General features: G+C 37.7%; 14 protein-coding genes. 9 read left to right on the top strand and 5 right to left on the bottom strand.

All coding sequences use genetic code 11. The features are described from left to right. Positions 1-134 precede the first annotated feature (134 nt). From IE867_RS05570 to IE867_RS05590, 5 genes are all read left to right on the top strand, one after another. Positions 135-389 carry an AbrB/MazE/SpoVT family DNA-binding domain-containing protein gene (locus tag IE867_RS05570; RefSeq protein ID WP_192483789.1) on the top strand — a complete coding sequence of 85 codons (255 nt, stop codon included), beginning with the start codon at positions 135-137 and terminating at the stop codon, positions 387-389. Next, a complete protein-coding gene (locus tag IE867_RS05575; RefSeq protein ID WP_192483790.1) occupies positions 386-721 on the top strand; it encodes a type II toxin-antitoxin system PemK/MazF family toxin in 336 nt (111 codons plus the stop codon). Before IE867_RS05570 ends, IE867_RS05575 begins: the two co-directional genes overlap by 4 nt. 91 nt (positions 722-812) lie before the next feature. Continuing rightward, entirely contained in the window at positions 813-1,805 is a 993-nt protein-coding gene (locus IE867_RS05580; protein ID WP_192483791.1) for a sensor histidine kinase, read from the top strand. A 58-nt stretch (positions 1,806-1,863) separates the two neighbouring features. After that, complete coding sequence (locus IE867_RS05585) at positions 1,864-2,544, top strand: response regulator transcription factor (protein WP_192483792.1); 681 nt, start codon at positions 1,864-1,866, stop codon at positions 2,542-2,544. Between the two features lie 9 nt (positions 2,545-2,553). Beyond that, positions 2,554-3,501, top strand: coding sequence for a hypothetical protein (locus IE867_RS05590; RefSeq protein ID WP_192483793.1), 948 nt, complete (start codon positions 2,554-2,556; stop codon positions 3,499-3,501). On the opposite strand, the gene IE867_RS05595 is transcribed toward IE867_RS05590, so the two are convergent. The 5 genes from IE867_RS05595 to IE867_RS05615 all read right to left on the bottom strand — a co-directional run bounded on the left by IE867_RS05595 (position 3,502) and on the right by IE867_RS05615 (position 8,973). Beyond that, on the bottom strand, positions 3,502-3,972 hold the full coding sequence (locus tag IE867_RS05595; RefSeq protein WP_192483794.1) for a hypothetical protein: 471 nt from the start codon (positions 3,970-3,972) through the stop codon (positions 3,502-3,504). Between the two features lie 30 nt (positions 3,973-4,002). Next, on the bottom strand, positions 4,003-4,473 hold the full coding sequence (locus IE867_RS05600) for a hypothetical protein (RefSeq protein ID WP_192483795.1): 471 nt from the start codon (positions 4,471-4,473) through the stop codon (positions 4,003-4,005). A gap of 190 nt (positions 4,474-4,663) precedes the next feature. Beyond that, positions 4,664-5,290, bottom strand: a complete 627-nt coding sequence (locus tag IE867_RS05605; protein ID WP_192483796.1) for a hypothetical protein — start codon at positions 5,288-5,290, stop codon at positions 4,664-4,666. Positions 5,291-5,306: 16 nt separating this feature from the next. After that, positions 5,307-7,625: a glycosyl hydrolase family 18 protein gene (locus IE867_RS05610; protein ID WP_192483797.1), complete on the bottom strand. Its 2,319-nt coding sequence runs from the start codon at positions 7,623-7,625 to the stop codon at positions 5,307-5,309. A gap of 316 nt (positions 7,626-7,941) precedes the next feature. Beyond that, positions 7,942-8,973: a hypothetical protein gene (locus IE867_RS05615; RefSeq protein ID WP_192483798.1), complete on the bottom strand. Its 1,032-nt coding sequence runs from the start codon at positions 8,971-8,973 to the stop codon at positions 7,942-7,944. Between the two features lie 193 nt (positions 8,974-9,166). Between IE867_RS05615 and IE867_RS05620 the strand changes: the two genes are divergently transcribed. From IE867_RS05620 to IE867_RS05635, 4 genes are all read left to right on the top strand, one after another. Further along, a complete protein-coding gene (locus tag IE867_RS05620) occupies positions 9,167-15,646 on the top strand; it encodes a glycosyl hydrolase family 18 protein (RefSeq protein WP_192483799.1) in 6,480 nt (2,159 codons plus the stop codon). 89 nt (positions 15,647-15,735) lie between these two features. Continuing rightward, complete coding sequence (locus IE867_RS05625) at positions 15,736-16,890, top strand: lactonase family protein (protein WP_192483800.1); 1,155 nt, start codon at positions 15,736-15,738, stop codon at positions 16,888-16,890. Positions 16,891-17,044: 154 nt separating this feature from the next. Further along, complete coding sequence (locus tag IE867_RS05630; RefSeq protein ID WP_192483801.1) at positions 17,045-21,460, top strand: hypothetical protein; 4,416 nt, start codon at positions 17,045-17,047, stop codon at positions 21,458-21,460. Positions 21,461-21,584: 124 nt separating this feature from the next. Then, positions 21,585-26,918: a COG1361 family protein gene (locus IE867_RS05635; protein WP_192483802.1), complete on the top strand. Its 5,334-nt coding sequence runs from the start codon at positions 21,585-21,587 to the stop codon at positions 26,916-26,918. The last annotated feature ends 24 nt before the right edge of the window (positions 26,919-26,942 follow it).

Consider the following 26,942-nt stretch of genomic DNA (forward strand, 5'->3'; position numbering starts at 1 on the left):
ATTAGCTGCTTTTGTACAGCGTGATGCAAGCTCCATGACAATAATCATCCATGCTTAATAAAGAAGATTAATGACTACATTTTTCATCTTCTCATGTTATACTTTTATATAACGCAAAAACTAGGAGCATATAAATGTCATCACTATCACTCAGACAATCAGGCGGGGCTAATATCGTAAGCATTCCCAAAAAGATACTTCAAATACTCAACCTTCATACCGGAGATAAGTTAGATATTCATATTGAAGATAGTAAAATAATTTTAACGCCAAGAATAGAAGAATTAAGCTTAGAACAAATGCTTGCTGATAGTCCAAAATCAAGTTTTAAACTTTTAGATGAAGATAGCGAGTGGATGCACGACAAACCTAAAGGAAAAGAGCTTTGAAAAAATATATTCCAAATCAAGGCGACATTATCTGGCTTGACTTTGATCCAAGCGCTGGGCGCGAAATAATAAAGCGTAGACCAGCTCTAGTGCTTACAAAAGCCGTTTTCAATGAACATACTGGGTTTGCCTTTGTTGCCCCAATAACAAGTACTCAACGTGAAAATAAATTTGAAGTTATACTCCCTAATAAGTGCAAAACCAAAGGTAGTGTAATAACCTTTCAAATACGATCAATGGACTTCAACTCACGAAATGCAGAGAAGATAGAATCATGCCCCAAAGCTCACCTTGAACAAGTTTTAAAAATATCAAAAGTCATTTTGTCATAACACATCCATCAGATGCCCCACAAATATATAAATTCAGCTATATTTGAATCTATATCAAATATCGTAGCGACTGATTTAGGTGATAAATATCATGCAAACAACCAATACGCAATACCATAAACTACTTAAGAAAGTAATAAAGCCTGAGTATCTTGTATCATTTCTCACAATTATCATGTTGTTTCGCCTTAGCCAGCACCTAGCAGAGCAAAAAGACAAAACAGCTGCACTTGATCTTGCCGAGTACTATTACATCTACGCAAGTATTACCTTGGCGATTTTAAGCTTATTTCTTATCTTTGTGATTGCTTACTATATTTACTTCAAAATCACACGATTTATCCGTGAAACACGTAAGGTGATTTTAGGTTATAGCGATTATGAGACAACGCTCAAACAAGGCTATTTCTTCAAACAGCATCTTAAGTTAAACCAATTGGTCAAGGATGTATTAAGGCGTCAAAAAAGTGATATGCTAACGATGCTGCATGACTTACGAACACCTTACACACGACTATCATTTAAACTTGAGCTTGATTACAACGCTGCTTATAACGCTGTCAAAGAAGATATCAACGAGATAAAAGTGATCACAGGACATTCCTTAGCAAAGCTTAAAGAAAATCAACTACTCACTGAGCAAAAAGAACCGATTGAAATAAGATGCTTTATCGAACAATTATTTATAGATTATAAGCGCATGCTTATACAAGATAACAAAGAGCTTACTCTAAACTTAGCACTTAATATCAATCAAAAAATCTATGTCATGATCAAGCCTTTTAAGCTAAAGCGCGTGCTATATAACCTGCTAAACAATGCCATTGAGTATGCTAATACCAATATTCACTTATCGGTTGAGATCACTGAGCAACACGTTCGTATTACCATAGCAGATGATGGCGTCATACAGCAAAATCTAGATTTAAATGCGATGAAGCAGCTTTTTTGGCATCATTCAAAAAATGGTCATGGTATCGGACTCTATTCAGTAGCCAAAATATTGGCTGAGCATCAAAGTGAACTTCAATTTGCAAAAACTCATCATGGCAAAAGCTTTTATTTTGAGCTTAAACCCATTTGAAATATCTTCCAAACTCCACTATAACTTAGAACATTGCAATAACATGGATTAATCACAGATGGAACGTATTTTAATTGTTGAAGACGACGACTCACTGGCGCAAATGATTGCACGCTATCTTGAGCGGATGAATTATGAAGTCGTCATAAAATCAGGCTCCATTGACGCATTAGCTGCCGTTGAGGAAACGCCCTTTGATTGTCTGTTACTTGATATTAATCTGGGTAGCGACAATGGCATTCAACTTTGCCAAAAAATACGCCAAGTCTATGATATGCCAATTATTATGGTTTCAGCGATTAGCGATACCACGCAAAAGTCTTACTCATTAAACATTGGCGCAGATGATTATGTCACAAAGCCCTTTTCACTAGAGGAACTTGAAGCGCGCATTAGTGCAAATATTCGCCGTTACAATCAGATGCACAAGGTAGATCAAGCACCCGAAGCATCAAGTGCATATGACTTAGAAGACTGGTGTTTTTATCCTCAGCAATATTTACTTGAACATAAAAGCGGTGAAAAGGTTTATATTAAAAAGGTCAAAACGCAAATACTATTAATGCTCTTGCAACACAGTGGTGTTGTTGAGAAGAAGCTTATTCATAAGAAATGTTATGACGAACCTTTTGATAGTTTTGATCGACGTATCGACGTACATATTTCGCAACTAAGAAAAATTCTTGGCAAAGAGATGATTGAAACCGTTCATTCAATTGGTTTTGCGCTAAATCACTAGGATATTAGGATGAAGGATAGACAATTTTTTCACCGTTATTTCTTAATCTACCTACTTTTAATTGCCGTTTATTTTATCAACCTGAGCCTTATTGATGATAAATATGCGATCACCTTACAACTAGATGATTTTTTTAATCGCACTGAAGGCATTTTATTTGCGCTGCCGTGGATCATTCTTCTGCCTAGCACTTATGGGTTTATGCGCCAAAATACCCAAATGATGCAAAACATTATGCTTTTTGCAGGTCTTATTTCAATGCTATTTTACGCTGTTGTTTATGATCACTACCCACATCATAGTGTTTTATATCTTGCCATGCTATTTAATGGAGGATTGGTTTTTGCTTTGCCACTTGCGATGATTAATACACTTCAGCGCACAGCTTATGCGCTATTTTTTGTTGTTTATTTCGTTGTCTGTGATTTCTTATTTTTATATATCGATATGTATATTTTTATCTTATATATAGCTGTTCCTGCCTTAATTCTTGTTCTCATAGCCAACCTACTTTCTAGCAAGTGGCAACATAAAAAGTGTCGACCAATCACTGTGATGGCTTATTTGCTTTTAGCCGATCGTAAGGCATCAGTCACTTTTCTAAGCCATACAGCAATCCTAATCATTATTACCTTGCTTTCAGTATGTGTCACAACCTTATCACCACTAGAATGGGTACAAGCCATAAGTTATCTAATTGGCTGCGTAATTATGTATTTGGTGGTTTATCGCAAACTTTCGATTAAGCCCCATTTGATACTGCTTATAACACTACTAATCAGTGCTTACTATGAATATTTTTTTATCGCATCCGTTGTGGCTTACTTGATGCTGACAATTGATTTGTCCAGACATATTGGCAAGCGTGATATCCTGATCTTTACAAGCTTTATTTTTTATCTGGTTGTTATCTATAATACATTACTTGCTAATGTGCTTTTAGCACTTCTCACCTAACTATTCACTAACAACAGAGCACTTATAATAGTTATCATAAGGTTGACGTTTACTTACATTTGTCAGCTTAACGACATAATGCTTTTTATTCTGCAATTGCAAAGCTAATGGAGCAGATGAATTGATACCTTGACAAAGATAATAGCTATAGCCATTACTCACTCCAACATACACATAATCTCCTTCATAATCATGTGCATATTGCCCAAAAGGCATCTGTCTAGTAAAGCTTTTAGCATTCTTATCAACAATAGCACTGAAACTATCTTTACGCATAGCTGTCCAACTATCGCTATCAGGCTTGATAATTTGATTTGGAAATATTGCAATATTAGGTAGACTTTCTGATGGCTGTTGCTCATCTGTCACTACAGTGATGTTAATATCATACTTACTTGATGGGAATGGAAAGTTATCCATCGCCCACGCACCCTGACATAAGCATATTAATATAAGACTAAATAATCGCATAGCACCCTACTCCTTTAATCTAAGTAACTTTTATATTTGCACATTACAAACATAGGTAGGATAAGCCGCCTGTGTATTAGTTACGATGACTTTAACATTACCCGATTTTTTCAATTGAATGGGTGCATTTTGATAGCTGCTATTCTGACATATTCTGTATCCACCATGCCCGTCTGGGAAACCAATATAAACATTGTCACCTTGATAGTCGTGCGCATATGTAGAGAACTTTACTTGCGAGGCACTTTTTGTGTTACCCGTAATGGAACCGTGATAGGCATCTTTCTTAACTAATTGCCAATAATCTGTTGCTGGCGCCGGCTGATCCGTTGGCAAAATAACAAGCTGAGGCAGATCTTTAGGTGCCACACCAGCGCCTTCAAAACTAATACTGAAACCACCTATTGCTTTACTAGAATCTATTGTTCCGGCATGAGCTAATGCACACAGCCCAGAAGCAAGTAATGTCGTTGTTACTACTAATTTATTTAAAGTTTTCATATCTTGTTCCTCTTTTTTGTTTGGTTAAATATGAAAGTTATTTTTTATGCTGTGAACTCACAATATCAGCGTTTGTTTTAATATGACTGCCTGTGCTGTCATGAAAGGTATTGTAAAAAAGTCTTTGTAAAGCGACTGCCATCAAAACGTAAGAAAAATGTAAATTGGGCAATGAATCATCGCACTTTACTTACATGCTCGACACCTGAAATAACCAATCATCATGACTTGCGGTTGTTTTAAGCATCAACATACATCCTTGCTGCTGAAAGCCTTCGCGGTCACATAAATACTTCTGTTGATAACTATTTTTTTGCCAGAAAGAATGCTGAGTATGGGTCGAATCCGGCATAAAGTAGCTGAAATCCAAATCATCTAACGACTTAAAGTTGTCATGAAAATTCTCTTGTGGGAATCCTATTTGACTAACAATCATCACCAAATCACTTCCTGAGACTTGATAATGACAAGATAAGCCGCTATCTGATGGGCGCTCTGGATAGTGTTTATTGTACATGCGCGCACCCATCCAACCAGAGCTAAGCTCAGCATAGTTAAAGCGCACTAAACCCGTCAGATTCTGCTGTTGTTGATACATGCGACTGCATTGACATTCATATTGTTTAACCCAAAGTATCTCAATATTTTTGAACCTATCTTTTGCAATAATTCGGGCATGACTTGCCAGTGGCGCTCTATCATCCTGAAGATAGCTTGCAACTTGCGCCTCTGTAGGACATTGAAACACTGCCAAGGTTTGTGCCATCAACAACATCGGATTAGCTATAGACAAGAGGCATAATACGCTTTTTATCATGACTAAAATTACCTACTTAAACACCACTGGCTTGACAGTAACTTGAGCTAACACCGGTAACTGAAGGCGCTATAGATTTAGCAAATTGACAATCATTATTGAAATCATGATTAATTGACCAAACCATTGCACCTCCGTATTGCGGTTGACTTGAAAGCGATCCATAAATATCTGCCATTTCACTATAAACAGTTTGACCCGGAGCAGGCTGCCACTGACTAAATACAGTAGCTAGTCCTCCCGCAGCTTGTAATGCTGGTTCACCCATAACAAGCAAAGTCTGCGCAGGAATATTAAGTAGCTGCTGCTTTGATGTTGTTTGCTGTGTTAAATAATAAAAGCTCGCATCGATATAGCCAGGCATTTCTTCTGAGCAATATAAGCGCCCATCATCATCTTCACCGTTGCAATAATCACTCTTATACTCTATACGATTACTTTCTTTGCCCGTGTTATAATCTTGTAGAAACAACATATCAAACGCCCCTGACTCCACCGCTTCCTTATAGTCTTGGTTCATAGCTGTTGTTACTAAGGATACACTATACATATCTTCTTTATTCGTTTGATTAAGCTGAGGCGCTGCAGTTACTGTAGCGATTTGTCCATTTGCTAATGGCTTTTGCTTTATCTTAGCAATAAGTTCTTTAAGCAACGTAGGGTTTACCGCTCCCTCCAAATCAAAGTCAATACCATCTAGATGATAGTAGTTTAAGAAATACCTGATATTTTCGGCCATGTTGTCAAGATTTTTATTATCAAGGCTTATGCCACCCGTTTCTCCACCAACAGAAACCAGTATTTTCTTTAATCCATATTTGTCTTTTGCTAATTGAATATCATCCAGCATTTTCTGCAAACTCGTTTGATCAAACGTGTTATAAGAGGTATAGGCTAAAAACATATCTCCATAAAACTGAATATTTGGTCTTGCACCTGTGGTTACAGGCGTGGCATCAGATAATCCACTAGCAAAAGCAATAACGATAACGTTATACCCAGCCTGTGCTGCATCTGAGATCGTTACTTTTTGATTCCAAGGACCATAATACTGATTTAAATAACCAACCATATAGTGTGAACTTTCTTTCTTATAACTGACATCTAAGTTAATTCCATCTTTATTTGCTATAAAGTTACTTGGTGAAACACTTGATAAATATCGATTTTTTTCTGTCATAATATTCGTTGCATCAGCATGCCAATTAAGGTTGTTTCGCGGAATATTTTGCACAGGGTAGCTGCCATTGTGATCCAATGTAATTGGTGCAATTGACGCACCTTTTTCATCCTTTAAATTCAGCTCAGCCTTAGAACCCTTTGGCAATCCAGATACTGTAATACTAACTTTCTCTGGTAAGATTTTCTCCAACTGATAAGTGATCTTAGCAGGCGTCGTTTTATCTGTTTGGATCGTAATATCGCGAGTTAGTTGCTCTTTGCCTTCCGGTTTATACTCGTAATCACCCTCGATAAATGAAGCAACATTAAGTTTATAATGCACACCTTCTGCAGATGATCTAAGTCCATCAATGAAGTTTGCCTTCCAGTCTAAATCTCCTTCCTTAACAACTACATTATCCATGGTTGTAATGACATAATGTGGATGTGTTTCAGGCGTTGATCCTTGTACAGTTGATGTGACTTTTAATGTTCCAGTTTCCACAGGCAGCTGTTTATACTTGATTTGAACTGATTGTGTTTGTCCGTTGCTAAGTACAAAGCTTGCTGGATCCGCTGATCCTGTCGCTTCATCTAAAGATGGTACGCTAATGGTTATTTTTGCTGTATCTTGATCGCTATTTAATGGTACTTTGACATCAAGCTTAGTATTCCATGGCTGATTATTAATCTCTGTGAGTTTATTGCCATCTTTATAAATAATAACATCAGCTAGGTGTCCTTCTTGGATAAAGTCTGGTTTTTCTGTCAGCTCAACTGAAATGTGTGCCTGAGATACTGGCGCCACAGGACCAACATGGAAATTGCTTATATTAAATTCATTACTTGATGGTGAGAATTGCATTGTCACCGACTGGTTTGCAGGTAATGTATATGGCTCATCTGGCCACCATTTTTTCACACTCACAGACACAGTACTGTCATCTTGCGTCAATTGGGTTTTACCATCGATTCCCCAAATAGAGCTAACCTTAACAGCATGATCAACATCAAAGCTGATTGGGTTATTGTATAAATCTGTTGGTTCATCACAGTGAAATGTGACACTTCCTGTCCAACCAGAACTAGACGAATCTAGCACGCAGTTAGCCATAGTAATTGTTGACAATGAAGTTAAAATCGCCGATGCGATGAGTTTTTTACTAAGTTTCATTATTGCTCCTTTTGGATTGTTGTAGGGATAGAAATTGCTACGAGATATTCTAAGAATCGACATGAATAAAAAGTGTTCTCCAAATGTAAAAAATAAGTAAATCGTGGCAAAACATACCGATCAAGTGACTTAATTTACTGGGGTTGCGCACTTTTGCTATTTCAACACCCCGCCTCGCAAGCTCGGCACCCCTCTTGCAAAGAGGGGAATTAAAATTATCGTTGCCCAATTCCCCTCTTTGCAAGAGGGGTGGCAGCCGTAGGCTGACGGGGTGTTTATAAAATCATAGCTTTTCTAAATACGTAACTTCAGTTATTTACTGATTGATAACCGTTTTGGTTAAACTTGCTAAGACATAAAGAATCTCGTGATAGCTTTGCGTTGCTGATTGTCCTGTTTTCTCAGAAAGCGCTTCAGATGCTAACATCGTAAGCTTTGCAACTTCATTGCCTTTTTCGGCACTATCGACCACTATTTGATAGTTTGTCACATCCCCTGATACCATAAAATCAATCACTTGCACACGATCAGATGCCGATTGCACTGTTTGATCAACTTGCGCCATTACCTCACGCATTTTGTCATTAAAAATATGCTTATTAAATAATTTAGCATTTTGGATTTGCTCATTAATCTGTGACACTTGCTTGGCAATCTCACGAGATTTTGCACTCACTAATGCTAGTTGCTGAAATTTTGGATTCGCCTGTAAAGAACCAATAACACTCTTTAACTGATCATCCGTTATATTGATAATACTTTTCGTCCCATCAATTACTTTATTAATCATCATAAATAATTGTTGTGGGTAGTCATAAGCTAACTGATTTAACATTGCCCAGCTTTTAATAGCCGCTTCTTTATCTTGCTGTTTGTTGATTGCTGCAATTCCTTCAACAATAAAGTAGTTACTCATATCATTGATGTAGTTGCCATTTTGCCACATGCTGCTGCGCTCATTCCAAATCGTATTAAAATCACTCTTGATGGCTTGCGTTAATACAGGGACTTCAACAAAGTTTTGAGTTTGTAATGCCGCAGTTAGCCCTTGAATACTGTTATTGATATGCTCAATGCTAAATTTCACCTTGTTATAGCTTGCTTTATAAGGCGAGAATCCAGTTTGAGCACTTTGTACAATCGAATTCAGCTCATCAAGTGCTGAGATCATTCTTAAGTGCTTAATATCCTCACTTAAATGTTTAAGATCTGTCACTGCAGGTGATCCCATCGTAATGCTTGAGTAGTCACTGACTTGTTGATAAACCTCACTACCATTGTGAACACTTGCTAAAGCAACACCTGTTGCCGCCGCTGTCATCATGATTGTAGAAAGTAGTTTTTTCATTGTTTATTTCCTCTTATTAGTTTTTATATTAAATTTGCTACCTTTTCGGTGGTTCAAATTTAACCAAACATCAAATGATTTAAAAACAAACAAAAACGCACATAGCTGTGCGTAAAGATTTATTCACATTAAAGAACAAAGAGCAAAAAATAATCAAATAAAGTTTTATCTATTATTATGTAAGGAGATAGCAATGAGCAGCAATACTTTACCATATGTAGTATGTCTGTTGGGATTGAGTTTATTTGGTTGTAGCGGTGGCGGTGACAATGACAGTAACGAAAATCAAACCAATCCAGAATCAACACAGTTTGAACCTAGTGTAAGTGTCATCGCAAACTTACCAAATGCAATTGCTTTGAACGAAGACGTCATTACATCATTTGAGATAGATTCCCACAAAAATGTCTACTTTGGTCAAATGGCTACAGCAGTAAATACAACACCATTGGAACTTCAGGGCATTAGTATTCCGCAACTCCATGGCATTGATATTCAACTGACTGATAATGATAAAACCAATAGTTGCTTTCCGACATCTTCAACCATTAAAAGGCTAAATAATAACGAACGCTGCCGTATTTCTTTTCGCATTAAAGCACATATTAGCCAGACGCTGGATGAACTAATCCGTATCAAGACAAATAGCGAAGATATTCATATTCGCCTTCACAGTCAGTTTGTTACTGACGACTCACCTTTATTGCAACATATTACTTTTAAGGAAAATTTGACGCTACGTCCGAATACTATTAGTACGCTGAGCTTTAAAAACACCGATACTCAACCTATTCAAAATATTCGTTTAAGCTTACCTGATTGGCTAAGCTCAGTAATAACACCAGTAGATAATGATCACCTTGAATATAATGCGCCAATTGCGCCGGGTGAGCGCGTTGATTTTAAATTCTTAGTCCATGGAGACTATGATCAAAAGCTAAGTGCTGAGCACAAAAAGATACTTGAAGATAATACTTCACAATACGCGATCACTGTCAAAGGAGCTAACATCAAAAAAGCATATCCAAAGGTTACACTCGCTACACTTCCATTTAATTTATATATACCAGATAAAACCTTTAGTATCACGCAAAGTGAGTTAAGTTTTGCCATTGAAAACATTTCTGATCAACTGCTGACATTGACTCAAATTAACGATTCAACAGGTGTTTCACTCACACAAAACAATGCACTAGGGCTACAACTTAACAATAGCTTACCACTAACCATTAAGCCGCATGAGCAACAGCTTTTAGATCTGAAACTAATCAATCCATATGCCCAATCTGATGATATGCAGATCGTAATCCATGACCAAACAGGGAATGTTTTTTCTCAAAAGAACCAGATAAGCATTGAGAATCCAGCGCCTGTTCCAGTGCCTAACCCCACTGTTTCTGGTGATTTAATTGGTAGCCAACTTAGTATTACAGTGATCAATAGCACAAAAGAGACTTTGAACGATCTTGCAGTTGATCTTGGAGAACTTACGCAATACGTTGATGATAAACAGGACAACACCCTAAATCTTGCCACACTTGCCAAAGGTGAGAGTTATACTTTTAAAATTTACTTTAAATCCGACAACACAAGTCTAAAAGCACTGTCAATGATGGAGGCACAGTTGCGTAATAATAAGACAACTCAACTGGTTAAATTCACCGTTGAATCGAATAACACTATTTACCCTAGTCTTAGTGTTTATATCACCCCTGCAACTTTAGAAAGCACAACACTGACAGACGTTGGAATGCAATCCATAACCTTTAAAAACAACACACCACATGCCTTAAGTATTAAAAATATTTACTTTGCAAAAGGCGCATCACTGACAGGTGTTAATCTATTAAAAAAACAGTTAGCTGCCGCAAGCTTTCAAAGCCTTAAAATTCCTCTGGAAATCATGCCACACGCCTTAGGGCAGGGGCAAATAGTCGTCGAATATATCGACCTTATTTCAGATATAGCCTTCAATCAAATCACAACAGCAATAATTGATGTTGATAGCCATATTAATCCACAGGCTATCGTCGTTAGCATGCCACTATTGTTTGCCAATAAAGATAGTGAGCAAACTTATAAGATTAAGCTTACAAATATGGCTGACTTTAATTGGACGCCATCAAACAATGTTAGTGACTACATTTTATCTAACACCGATGATATAAATATTGACGCACTTAATAGCAGTTGCTTGAATAACCCTGTTGTGATGAAAGGACAGTCCTGTCAAATTGAACTTATCGTCAAAGCAAATGCCAAAGCATCTGATTCAACACTTACACTCAATACAGCAAACACCAACTTAGCACAAGCCAAAACACTCGATATTAACGTTAGTGAAAACCCACTTAATATTACCGTTTTAGATATGCCCGAGGTGATTGCTAAAGGACAAAAAGCGATTGCTAAAGTCTCCCTTAACAATCAAAGCTTTACTTCAGCAATCGATATCGAAACAATCACTTTTAGTCAAGGCATCATCACACACTCTAATCACTGTCAGAATTTAAGCATCCTCGCACAACAAACGTGTGAATTTTTGATCGAAGTAGATGAGAGCCTTCCCCAAGTGCAGGGTCTAGCCCAAGGCGAAATAACGATTCACAGCAAAAACATAGCCCGTGTACAGCAACGCTTTATCACAGAATTTGTTGAAATACTCGATAATAAATTAGTTGATATTAATCTTATTGAGATCACACCTTTTTACAAAAAAGATGAGCATTACTACATCACGATTTACAATGGCTCGGATACAAATTTAAACAATCTACACATCTCAGTGCCTGACGCGTTAGAAAATCTTTTCACACAAAATGACAAAGTCCAAGTCAACACATTAGCCGCAGGAGAAACCACGACTTTACACTTTGCGCTATCTGATGCTGTAGACAACTACTTAACTAACAATGCAACTGCTATAGACAACAATAAAGAAAGTCATTTTATCGGTATAAAAGCGGCTAATATGTCACGCCCTCTTTTTGATATACTTGATAGCAGTCAATTCATTCGCTTTGACAATGTGGATCATATTATCCCAGAACAAATACATAGCGTAACACTTAATAAAATGATTCATTCCGATCTTTATTTGGTCGACTACCACGATGAATCTACTTACTTTAATCTTGATATTTTATCACCGACCAAGGATAAATTACCGCTTCTTATTACACGAGATAAGCCACTAAACTTTACCGTCAAATCCACAAATTACAGTAGTGCGAAAGATAATCGCTATGTATTTAGCTTGAGTGATCGCGCGGGTAATTTGTACGTTATTAGCACCAATCTAAGCCTTGCAACAACTACAGCACAAATTGATATGGCAGATAGTATTGTGGCAGGAGAAAGTGCTGAAATTAAAATCACCAATACTGGAGATATCCCATGGCTCTTGCCAAATGACAGTTCAGGGTTAGCATCTGGTTTTTCAATCGTGCCAAATGATCAAATACAACTAACTGATGTGGCACAAAAAACACCTTGTCACCATGGCATGCTAGCATCTGGTGCAAGCTGTTATATCCAGATGCAAACAACTAAAGATGCTAGCAACTATATCAGTAGAAACTTCAAAATTAATAACGCCTATCATAATCTTGTTTCCAATTATGGTAAATCATTCTCAATCACCGCAAAAACAACACCTGAGCCAACACCAGAACCCAACCCAGAACCAATACCTGCAAGCTCAGAACATATTGCTTTAATGCCATTTAAGGATATTACGTTTAATATGGTTTGGTCATCAAACCCTGCAACCTCAAATATTTGGGAAATTGCAGATAATACTCAACATTATGATTATATGTTTGCTTTCATTACACAAGATGCCGCTAAATCTAGCTGTGCTCCAAGCTGGGGTGGATTATCATCACTGGCACTAAGCAATAACCTTTATGTCGCAGGAGCTCAATATTTGCAACAAAACAGAGGACGCTTAGGCATTTCATTTGGCGGAGAGAATGGCAACACGATTGCCAATGTTTGCAGCTTAACGGAGCTTATTGATGCATATCAACAAACCATTGATATGTATAAACCTTTCGTTATTGACTTTGATATTGAAGGGGCTCATTTAGGTGATGTCAAAGCCAATGAAAAACGACTAAATGCATTAACCGCCATCAAACAAGCAAATCCTGAGTTACATATTTCATTTACCCTACCTGCTAATATTGATGGATTCCCCGCAAATGCGCTAGCTATTATTCAAAGTGCTAAAGATAAGGGCTTGGACGTTTTTGAATGGAATATGATGACAATGGCATGGTACTCACAAAAATTACCAAATACCCCTATCTCACAAAGTGTTATTGCCGCTAGTCAAAAAGGCGTCACTCAACTAAAAACGATCTATCCGCAAAAAACAAATGAAGAAATTAAACAAATGATTCGTTTAACTCCTAAGATTGGTATCGATTATGATGCCAGCGTATTTGACCTAGCTGATGCTGAAAACTTGGCAAAATACGTTACCAACAATGGCTTTGCGGGCATTTCATTTTGGTCTATTGATATTGATCGCAACCAAAATAAAGAAGGTGACTTAGGCGAGCATGCTAATGCCGATTATTCAGGTATTGATCAAAAGCCTTATGACTTTACCAGAACCTTCTTAGCCCATTTATCAAATACGCAACCACCCACAGACCCTAAACCTTCTCCACAAGAAGTAAATGTTCAATTTAACACAATAAATGTGCCATCTAATGCCGAAGGTAATGTCATCTTCACTAATTCAACAGGTGACAAAACAACCTTTAATCTCACTGAGTTAAAAGCCGCAGATGGCATAAAGCTCACCATCGATGACTATACGCTTAACTCGATTATTACACATGGTAATGACACTTATACGCTAACCACCACTAAGATTGCGGTAACGCAAGAAACAAGCGCCTTGATAACACTTAACTATCATAAAGCTACAGTAGAAACGGGTCGTTTACATGTGAGCTTAACAGGATTACCTCAAACAGCACCGCAACGAAATATAACGATCTATGATAGCGCATATGATGCTATCACAACAAAAGTAACTACTAACTATTTGGCTGAGTTTGATTTACCTATTGGCACTTATCATGTGGTTTATCAGGACTTTTTTGATGCGGTAAACCAGCATCATTACAGTGCTGCACAAAAGCAAAATGTATTGATCACACCAGATGTGCAGCTTAATTTAACCGCAAATTACACATTTGATAGTGCTTTTTATCAAATAGGCGCCTATTACCCTGCATGGGGAACTTATGGACGCAATCACCAGATTCATGATTTAGATGCCAAAGACCTAGATGTGCTTTACTATGCTTTTTTAAACTTTGATGCCGACGGTAATGTTATGCTCGGTGATAGTTATGCTGATACTGGAAAGCGCTTCACTGAAGATGTTATCACTGAACATGGTACTTATAAGGCAGGCACTTGGTTTGGTGAGGGCTCCAACAAGCCATTTTATGGCAATTTAGAGCGTATTTTACAACTTAAAGCGCTTGCCAAAGAGAAATATAACAATGATTTAATTGCTGTGTTTTCAATTGGTGGATGGACATGGTCAACACATTTCCCCGCCGTTGCCGCTGATCCACAAAAACGTGAGAACTTCGCCAATACTGCTGTTGCTTTAGTAGAACAATACGACATGGATGGTTTGGATCTTGACTGGGAATTTCCTGTATGGGGTGTGCAAAATGCCTATCTCAATGCTGCTAATGCTGAGATTGCAACACTTGATCCCAACCCAAGCACAACCCAAAAACAAGCTATTTATGACAAACACCTTATCTACCAAGAAGCACAAGATTATGTTGAGTTAATTAAAGTCGTACGCCAAAAGCTTAATACTTTGAGTAACACAACAGGTAAACATTACCATTTAAGTATTGCTATTAATCAAGCACCAGATAACATTGCTCTTAACCAATATGACAAGATGATGCCGTACTTGGATTCAATTAACATTATGTCATATGACGCAGCAGGTACTTGGAGCAGTATTACAGGTCATCAATCACCACTTTCCGCAGCAGAAGGACAAGATGCACCAAACTATGCAACAACAAAAGGCTCGTGGAATCTAATAAGCTCTGTCGCTGCTTTAAATGCCCAAGGTGTGCCCAATAATAAAATTGTTGCAGGGCTCCCCGCCTATGGACGACAATGGATTAATGTCCTTATGGGAAATGCTAACACCCCTGGGGTCTATCAAACAGGCTCAACAGGTTCTGGAGAATGGGAACCAGGTAATTTAGGCTACAACTGCCTAATGGGTAATTCATTTTCAGTACAAAAAGATACTCAGATATGCCAAAGCTTTGCCGATACCGCCAATCAGTATACCTATATTCTTGTGCGCGACGGTAATAACACACTGAAAAGTGTGGGTAACTTTGGCGAGGTTACGAGCTCTGGCTATCGCGTTGCTGAAGCACTTTACCCATTTGGTCAGATCGTAGAAAGCTACTATTACAACCCACAAACAAAAATGTTTATTACCTACGATTCAGCCACTATGGTTAAGATCAAAGGGCAATGGATCAAGCAACAAGGGCTACAAGGTGGTATGTTTTGGGATACTTCAGGGGACACCCCTAATCCGCATAATAATGCTGATCCATCACTTATTGATGCATTATCTGAGACTTTTAAAACCAAATAAACGCACATAACTGTGCAAAAACATTGATTTAAAAAGTCTCAAAATATGAGAAAACTTAAATCACCTAAATACAATATTTAAGATACATCATGAGAAAATTATTAACACAACACGTAAAGACAATTTTTGCTTTTACACTATGCTGCCAATTTATCTCATCCAATGAGGTATATGTTGGCACCTATACTGAATGGGGCACACCCCCTGGTCATGGCATTTATCACTTTAATATTTCAGACACTGGACAAATAAGTCCTATAGCGCTTGCAACACATGGTGATGATAAGTCTTTAAATCCGACGTATCTGTTGAAAGATCATGATCTGATATACAGTACCAATGAACTTGAGTCTGGTCAGATCACCACCTACCAAAGCAATATAAATAAGACATTGAGTAAAATAACACTATCCAGCAGTAAGCTTGCCAATCCAGTGCATGCTTTAAAAAGTAAATTATACCCTGTGATGATTGTTGCCAATTATGGTAACGCAGCAGGCGAAGAATCAGGGATCTCACTACTCCAGATCAGTAATGACGGCACACTTGATGCCAAACCACTTCAAGTTATTCCCTATCATGATCATAGCATTGATCCTGAACGACAATCTGGATCTCATGTTCATGGCATTGAAAGCACTGTTATTCATGGGATTGAGTATGTTTTTGTTTGTGATTTAGGAGGTGATACGATAACGGTTTATCGCCTTGATGGATCAACACATGAGCTCGTGCAATTAAGTAAGATCAAAACAACTTCTGGTGCAGGTCCAAGGCATGCGCTTATCAGTCCAAACAAAAAATACCTATATGTTGTGAACGAGTTAAACTCAAGTATTAGTGTTTTTAAATTCGACGTTAATACAGGAAGGTTAACCTATATTTCTTCTCAGCCAACAACCTTAAGCTCGCCACAAAATTCATCAGAAAGAAACTATCCCGCTGAACTTGTACTTTCAAAAAACAGCACAAAAGATAATAACTACTTATATGTCTCCAATAGAGGTCTCAATAGCATTGCTAAATTTAAGCTCAAACAAAACGAAAAGATGCTAAAGCTGCAAAATGAATATGACGCTTTTGGTAATTACCCTAGAGATCTAGCGATTGATAACACTGAAGAATATCTTGTTGCAGCTAATCAGCTGTCAAACAACATTAGTATTTTTAAGATTGACCATAGCGGAGCGCTTGATTTTCTCCAGAGTGTACATGTTAATTCGCCTGTGACAGTTACTTTTTAGCACATTACTGCATCTTAGCCAAACGTCCCTTCAACCCTCTCTGAAATATTAATGCACAACGTTGTGCGTCAACATTTGTACACAAGAAGAACGTATTTATTAAATAATAACGGTTAAAACATAACCATGTTGTATAACCATTTTTGAGGCAATTATGAAAAAGAAAACCTTCCCCAAAATCATTCTGTTATTATCATTAACACTTGCCGGTTGCGGGGGAGGTGGAGGCAGTGGTTCCTCAGGCCCCCCTTCACCTTCACCAACGCCAACGCCCATACCTATTACCAATCTAACGTATAGTGCCAGCGAAACGAATCCAAAAGAAAGCATCTTGGGACTTAATGCAAGTTATATCTATGAGATCAAAAATATTGGCAATGAAGATCAGATCATTAGTTCCTTTGATTTCTCTGATAACAATTATGTTTTGGATACGACACAAAGCAATAGCTGTCACAGTGGTTTAGTACTGGCAGCAAAAACTGGAAGTTGCTATGTATACTTACATGAGTTGCCATCTGTGAACGTAGAACAAAAAGCTTCTTTGCAATCTCTACAAAGTGGTACTCCGGGACTTAATATTCATTTTGCATCAGGTGAAAAGCTCAGTATTGCGATTGATAGACAAAAAGTCGATAAACCGACGACAAATATGAGTACAATGACACTTACTCAAGCAGTAAGTGCCATTATGCCAGAGGACATTCAGCTTGATATAAAAAATACTGGTAAGAACTATATAAACACCCCTCAGATCATTATCGATACCACTAAAACAATCGGTCATATAGATAGCGCTGCTATCACCTTAGCGGATCTTATTGATATCAATAACTCAAGGCTGATTGATTACACCTCCTTGGCACCAGATGAGAAACTCTCAACACCGCTATGGTTAAAACCAAAAGAGAATTTATCCAGTAAACAGATTGATCTGTTGATATCCGCACTTAACAACAATCAATCATTAAATGCACTACAAATTATGGGTAGCAACTCTCACAGTATTACGCCAAATATTGAGGTTAAACTTCCGCTTAATATCACTCGACAAGACACGATCACACACCTGCCTTCCGTCGGTGATTATAAACCTAGTATTAATTTGGGCACAATTAGCAACATCTCCGCTAATGTGTTTAATGTTGACTTTAGCGCATTTTTAGATAAGCCTGAGCTTGCATTTAATACTGTGGTCGAAGATAGCTGTTTTTATCATTTAACTGATAACATTAAAGAGCTCGATGCAAATACAACCTGCCAACTACTTTTTGACTCCTCTATTAAGGTTAGTACTAATATTCCTTGGTATATCACCTATCATCAGCAAGGATTTTCGTATCAGCCAAACGATTACATCACACCTATTAATATTCTTGGTGGTAACCGTTTAATCACAGACAATAACATTCCCCATAACATCTTTGCAGGGAATAAGACACAATTTGACATTCAAAACATTGGTATTGCTAAACTGCCAAATGGCAACTTTGTTGGCAATGCTTTGGCAAATATACATTTTCAAATTGTGGATGATCTAAAGCCCTATATTGACTCTGAAACGCCAAGCTTTTCACTTGATTTAGATAGCACAAAAACACTTACCTTAACTTTTAAAGATGATAATGCGCTAACGGTATTTGCGGATGCGCTAAATAACAACTTGCAAACTCAACTGATCCAAGTGGTCGCCAATGACACAAACACAGGTGATAGCATTAGCATTACCCCAGCGTTTCGCTATAGTAGCAGTCTTGAGATTTCCGGAGATACTACCCTTTTACCAAGCAAAAGCTATCAATACACGTTAACCAATAATGACCCAGATGACAGTTATAAAATCATCTCCATCAGTGAAGATCAACTGCCTCAAGGTGTAAAAATCACCAACAATAACTGTGATGTGCTAGCACCTCATCAATCTTGCCAAGTCGATATCGAAACCGACTCATTGCTTTCAGGTAATGGGCAATTTAAACTTAATTTCCGTAACAATAATAGCAGTACTGAAGTATCACACACTCTCACACTTGCACTTAAAACCAATGTCCAGCTTATCGATGCACCTTATGCTGATATTTCAACAGCTGCTGTTTTAAGTGATCAATCAGTGCCAAAAAGTATTAACATTCCGGTTATGCATAAAGGAAGTCAAGGCGATGTCAAAGATATTGATCAACTGACACTTGTCGTTGCTGATACAATTTTACCCTTAGTAGATATTGATAAATCAACCCTAAGCATCAATAAATTATCACCTGAGCAAACACAAACATTTGTTATTTCATTTAAAGCAGATGCTTTGTTTACTGCTGATGATATTCGTCACTTAGAAAACACTGACACGCCTGCTATTTTAATTACCGCAGAGAATATTATTCCAAAGCCTGTTTATATCAATGTAAATGAAGGGGCGAGCTTCATCATTGATAAACCGATTGATAAACCAGATGATTACACCTACACATTGACCAATAATGACGCTCAAGCTGTGACAGTCGAGCAGGTTGATACAACGCAACTACCTGATGGTGTTAACCTCAAGAATGAGACCTGCCATTTATCGACCCTTTTGCAGCATCAAAGCTGTCATGTCACCTTAGAAGTGAGCGCATCAGCCAAAGCATCAAGAGTTGCCACCAACACACTTTCTTTAGCCTATCATTTTGGGAATAAAGAAGATGGCAATATGTTTACACTCAACCATGAGGTAACAATCCCAAATGCCTCATTATCCCTTGTCTTAAAAGATCTTGGTACAAATACACCAACGGATTACTTCCGTGAGAACACATTGCAAGATATCGATGTCCTTGTGACAAACACGAGTCCCTTTGATGCTGATATCACAAAAGCACGGTATGGCTTTAGTGATACGACTGACCAAGCAGTCAATGGTTTCTCTACTAAAAACGTCATCAATACGATTATTCCTGCTCACAGTGATAGAGTATTTACCATCAGCAAGTCTCAAGCAGTACCATCTGGTGAGTATAAAATTAATATCACACCGGATATCACATCTAACATTGGTAATGTGACTTCAAAAAGCTTTTATGTTATCCCTCCATCAAGTGTTACGATAAGTGAAGATACGCAATATAACGAAAACCATCCAAATACCATTAAGCTTAATGTACATAATGATGATTCAAGCGACGTTAACTTAGCGAACTCATTTACTGGTAATAACTATATCAAAGCGCGAGCAATGACAGATAGCTGCACAGATACGCTTTCATCAGGTCAATCTTGCTCATATTATTACTACACGCCTAAGAGCTTTGATGTGTCACAACCCAAAACAATCAATATCACAATTACGGCAACTGCAGATCAGAAACTGCCTATCACAGTCAATTATAAGCTTATGGCAAAAACCTTTTTATATACCCCGCATTATTGGGATATCTTCCAGTATGGCTTTTTTGATGATGCACAAGCATCCATTAAAAACATCTCTGATAAATCGGCAAATGAGCCTCTAAGTGTTTTATTTTCAACACCTGAGTTCACCAACGAAGGAAGAATCTTAAATATGCGCAGCTTTGGTGACGGTCAAGTCGCACTGCTTAGATATGACAATAGCAATAGTTACAATCAAACCCTTTATACTTTCTACCCACAAGATCAATATTCTGGTGTTGATAGCAATAGCTTCAAATACCTTTATAAGGTTCCAAATGTAAACAATCTAGTTTCCAATTGGACAAGCTCAATTTCAGGCGCCATGGGTAGCGGACTTGTTTTAAATTCACGTGCTGTACATCAAAGCATTGACTTGGGCAAGACATGGAATAAATTAAAAGACAGCCTTAATACCAATTGGTTTAATAGTACTACCAAATCAGCAACGGTTCCTAATAGCAATGATTACTTCATCTATCCGCGCTGGGATGATAAAGACTATGGCGTCAATGCCAATAATGCACAAGGCGTTATATTGGTGTGCAATACCAACCAAACGTGCAAAAGGCTAAAGTTTAATTATCCATCTGGTTTTTGGGTAAAAGATAATCCTATGTATCAAACGTTAGTATCCGAGATGTTTAAAGTTACACCAAATGGACAGTATTTAGTGCTTCATGCTGATTCGTGGGAGTATGGTGTTACAAGCACACACCGTCGTGCATTTTTAACCTTTGATGTTCAAACCTTATTGAATGCGAACAATAATCAAACAGTAACACCAATCAGTCAAAGCAGTACATTTTCAGAAAATTTCTCTCCCATAGACTTAACTGATCAGACGATTTATACACTGTATGACAACAAAATCAGACGCTACAATTTATCGAACTATGCCACGTCAACAATCAGTATCCCATCTGGCACAGCAACAATTTCACATGACGATGATAATAACTTGTATGCACTTGTGAAAGATACAACGATAAATCCTAATAAGCATTATTTATACATACAAAAAAATGGCTCAAGCACTTGGCAGAAGCTTGCTAACTCTGACTATGTAGCGATATACAATCATGCAGGATTTGGTAATGCCTATAATTATGGTGATACTCTGTTACTTGCAAGCCCACTACTTTCAGTTTCACCTACCTCTTAAACGTTAGTCCATTATTGCTCGCTTTGAATAATGCACAGCACTGTGCATTAACATTTGTGTAAATGAAGACCTCAAAGCCAAATAATAGTGTTTAAAAATAAACCAAAATCAATTTGAGGTTATTATGAAAAAGAAGAAAATTACGCATTTATTTCTATCCCTTGCGCTTGGACTTAGTGGCTGTGGAGGCGGCGGAGGTTCAGATACTTCTGAGGCTGAAAAGCAAGAACTTGAACCAAAATTACAATCTTCAGGGTTACCTAGTATTATTGCCGTCAATCAAGAGGCAATTACTAGCATTGAGGTCGATGCCAAAGGCAACCCTGTATTGCGCTATAGCGTTGGTACAGTTAATGAGGAAGCTTCACTCCAGATTAAAACACTGAGTTTGCCAGTACTTGCTAATGCAAGTGTTAAAGCCATCAATACCACACAACCTTCAAGCTGTATTAACATTGAGGGTACCGGCAAGTTACTCCATCAAGGCGAAACTTGCACACTTGATTTATCACTATTAAGCACCAAAGCACAGCAAATCAATAACAAAGCGATTTTAAGCACCAGTAATGGTGACATTGAGATTGAACTAAAAGCAAATATTGTCGCTGAGAATTCTGCTGAGCTTCTCGCCGTTGCCGCTGACCCAACAATGACGCTGCGTCCAGATACCATCGTTAGCTATACATTAACCAACAAAGGTGACAGTGCTATTAATAATTTAAAGTTGGTCACGCCATCATGGCTTAAGCCTTATATCTCCGATTCACAGTCAACAAGTTATACGCATATCGCACCAGGGCAAAGTGTTACTTTATCCTTTATGATGAGTGGTGATTATTATAAAGCCCTTAGCGCTCAAGACATGGCAGCACTTGCTGATAATAAAGCAAGTAAAGCCATTTATATCACCTCAGCCAATGCGCAAGTGATCACCCCCAAGATCACACTTTTTGACTCCCCAATTGATGTCAATGTCGCTAATGTAACACTGGATAATACACAACGTAAATTATCTATTATTATTGATAATAAAGCCGATAATAAAATCACCCTTAGCGATATCACAACCGCTCAAGGTGAGTCGCTAATGCATAGCAATATTTTGGGTATTGTCAGTAGTAATCCATTCCCCATAATAATGAATGCTAAGTCACAAACTGCGATTACATTAGATCTAGATCAATCACCCAATAAATCAGCAGCTCAATCCGGTAAGTTTATTATTCATACGATAGACAGTAATCAAAACCAGTTTGCAAGCCAACAATACCTAAAGGTAAACAACACAATTGATAGCAATGATTTAGCTGTAGAAAATCATACCTTAAACACAGAGAGTAATCGCATTAAAATCACAAACAACAGTGCTTTTAATTGGCGCCCATCAACCAAGCCAAGTGATTTTGTTTTTGATGACAGTCGTATTGTCATTGATTCACAAAGTAGTTGTTTAAGTGGCAGTATTGTTAAACCAAATGACTATTGTGAACTGCAATTTACTATTCCTCAGAACTTTGACAAAGAAAGCATAAATTTAGCGATACAAGATACCGATGACTCAACTGAACAAAACGCGCTGACAAAAGCGCTTAACACCACGTTCAATGTGCAAATTGATACACAGTCAGTACAGGCTTTTGATGATATTAGCTTCCCTAAAACGATTGTTGAAAAACAAGAAGGGTATATTTATTTTGAGGTCAAAGCCGGCAAAGATATCTCTCAGAGTCTAACCATTACCGACTTACAGCATTTCTCCAATAACGAGATTGAATTCACACCTGATACTTCAGGCACGCTTAGCTTACCATTATGTCAAATAGGACAAACGTTAAACCCTGGTCAAAGCTGTGTAATTGCAGGTACGATTACACCACAAACAACAAATATCACTGATAAAGACATCAAGATTAGCTTTGATAAACCTGAATTTAATATCACAAAATCCTTAGACACCACGGTAGTTGATGAAAACCATGTAACCCTGCAAGCTCCTGCTACTCAAGCGCAGTTATTAGAACATAAGCTGATCTTGTCATTGACTAATGATACAGATCAAGTGCTCAATACCATTAAGCTTGAACTGGATGAACAGTTACAAAATATTATAGACAGCTCTGCTGTAAACACATTAAGTTTGAATAAACTAGATAAAACTGCTAGCACAAACTTGGTTGTACACTTTGCAACAACTGAGCACGCTAAACAAATCTTAAACGACCTATCCTCCAAGCTTAACGATAATCCAAACAGTAAACTGATCAAAGTGGTCTCTTCAGGGTCCAAAACAGCATATCCTGATATTAGCGTGATGAGCAACCTGATTGCACTACAAGATAAGCTCATTGCCAGCACTAAAAATCAAAGTATTTCACTACAAAACTTAAGTGATCGTGTGCTGACAGTAAAATCAATTATGCCGGTTGGCGGTGACGATCTACAGGGCATTGAAGTAAATAATAACCTTAATCTAATGATTAATCCACAAGCGCAAATCGATATCCCATTGTCTGTTCTTACAAATGCCAAAGGCTCCGGTAAGATTCGTGTGTTGGTAACAGATCAAGATGGTACGATGTATACCAGTGATGCCATAGCAACTATAGACCATAAGCTCAATGCAACCGATCTTTCTTTATCACAAACGAGTCTACTTGCCCCGCCTAATGGCTCTGAAGAAAACACTCTTTTCATTCAAAACAAAGGCGAGTTTGATTGGTATCCTGCTTCAGATCCTGCGCTGTATGTTTTTGAGAATGCCAAAGGTCTAACAATCGATGCAAATAATAGTAGCTGTCTTATTGCCGGCTCTGTTAAACCTGGATTAAATTGCAGTTTAGTGATCAATGCAACAAATGAAGCCATTGCAACTACGCCAAAACTCATAATACCTGCTCATGCCAATACGCTAAAAACAGATAAAACTATTGATTTAACCATCAGCGAATATCCTGTTGTCTTGACGCTAGATCAAGCTAATCCACAGTATATCCGTAAAGGTAAATCAGCAATGCTCGCCTTAAAGCTAAGCAATAACAGCGATGTTGATGTCAATATAAGTCATATTAATAAAGGGACAAATAGCAAAAATATCAGCGGGAGCTGTTTAACAAGCAATATATTGCCAGCAAACAGTCATTGCCTACTGATTACCGATATCTACAAGAATATGTTAATTCCAGGTGATACTGCCAATTCATTCGTTGAAGTGATATTTGACAATATGTCACCACATGCCGTACAACAAAACTTCTCAAGCACCTTTGTTGATGAGTTACACGCTGAATTAGTTAATCTCAATGATATCGACATCACACCTTTTCACTATGATAGTGGCGTCTATAGCGTCAACATTCGCAATAATAGCAATAAAGTGTTAAACAATCTTGAGCTGATACTCCCTGAAGATCTAAAAACACTTTTAAATAGTGACGATCCAATACAGTTAAACTTCTTAGCACCTGGGCAACAAACAAGCTTAAGTTTCACAACAACCGCTGAAGTATCTAACTGGGTGCAAGCACATCAAACTGAGCTTGATAATAATATGACAACAAAAGTGATCGGAGTGGATGCTGCGAATTTAGCACAAGCATACTTTGATCAATTTAATGAGAATAATCTTATAACGATCAATACCGATCATGCAACAGCACCTACTGAGGCTGAGATTATTAAGCTACGCAGCAAAACTTCCGCCCAATTAAAGCTTGCAAATATTGATGATAGCCACTTACCAGTTGGCGTTAGTTTAGATGTTACGCAATCAGCTCAACCCAATACATTACTTGCCAATGATCAAGATACATTAATTAAATTAATGAGTATGGCACATGCCTATGATACAACAAGCAATCATTACTTAACGATCACACTAGAGGATAGTGCCCAAAAACAATATCAACAGCAGATTGCCATTAATGTCAATAATGCACAAATTGATATTAGTGCTAATAACATTGTCAAAGGTGATACTCAAGATATCAAAATTAGCAATATCGGTAACGCAATTTGGGGTACCCCATCAAAAACAAGCTTTAAGCTACAGCATCAAGGCACAGATTACAGTGATGCGCTTACTACGCCAATACATCAGCCATCTTGTTTTAAGATGGCAATTAATACCAATGGCACTTGTTATGTTGGTGTCAATAGCAGTAACTTGCCGATTGCAGATTATCAATTCGTGATTTATGGTGCCGAGACTAATTTAGCACAAAACAACACGCAAAATATCTCAATCATCAATGAGGTTAGGAATTTCAGCACTCAGATTGACAGCAATCAAATTACCCCACAAAGAAAGCGTATTACGGTCACGAATACCAGTGATCACGATATCGTCATGCAGTTAACGTTAACAGATCCTGAGAATAGCTTTACCCTATATGATGGTAATAATGCACTCTCACGAAAAGGCTACTGGTGCTCACAGTCTGAATGTCCCATGCCTTTGCTTGATGGCATAACTTTAGCAAAAGGGCAAACCCGCTTTATTTATGTCTACGCCAAAGCTGAAGAGATCAACATTGATCAAATCAAAAGTGCTACACTTGAAATCACAGAGAAAGACAACCCTCAAGCGACTACTGATCATTATCAGCTTAAAAATAAAGGTGTCATGTATAATTATATGAGCGTTAGTAATACCAATAACTTTTATAAATATCAAGATGGTATGCAAACACTGATCCCAAATAATATTGGCTATACACTCTATAGCTCCAGACGCGTATTAGATAAAGATGCAACAGGGCATATTTATGGCTATGGCTCTAAAACAGGTGCCAGCATGATTATTCGTCTTGATGCAGGTGAGGTCAAAGAAGCTGATAACTTACCATTTCTTGATAAACATTTCACACAACTTTATTTTACAAAACACAGTAGCGGCTCTACCGAACTTAAAATATTAAACTACCAAAATGGCAACTATTTCACCACCCTGCCAACTTCTTTATCCATTTGGCATGCTGATTATAATAACTTAGTTGATGGCTATAGTTATATTGCCACCGATGGGCGTGTTTATTCTGGATCAGCTCAAGCCTATGTCCGCAATGGGTTTGAAGGCTCTAAGACTGATATTAGCACAGGACTTCCTGAAGGCTCATCTAATGGCTTTGTTGGTGGTACTTATGCTGAGGACAGTATAGGCAATATTTACACCATTCGTCATACTGCGGGTACGTCAGGATCTCGCTCATTATACCGCTTTGATGATAACGCTAAACAGTGGAGTAAAATAGGTCAGCCATTGCCTAATGCTTTTGATAATAACTACTATCCGACAAGTTTTACCATTCACAATGATATTATCTATACGGGGGCTTATGATCCAAGCAGTAAAGCATTCTTCTCAACTGATTTTGGTCAGACTTGGCAAGAATTATCAGGATCTCAATATGGATATTACTTCAATATTCTATTAGCCAATGAGCTTAGCCTAAGTAAATAATGGTTATTAATCGTCAGTGGTTCC

Origin of the sequence: Cysteiniphilum marinum, from assembly GCF_014857925.1 — a bacterium.
Lineage (GTDB): Bacteria > Pseudomonadota > Gammaproteobacteria > Francisellales > Francisellaceae > Caedibacter > Caedibacter marinus.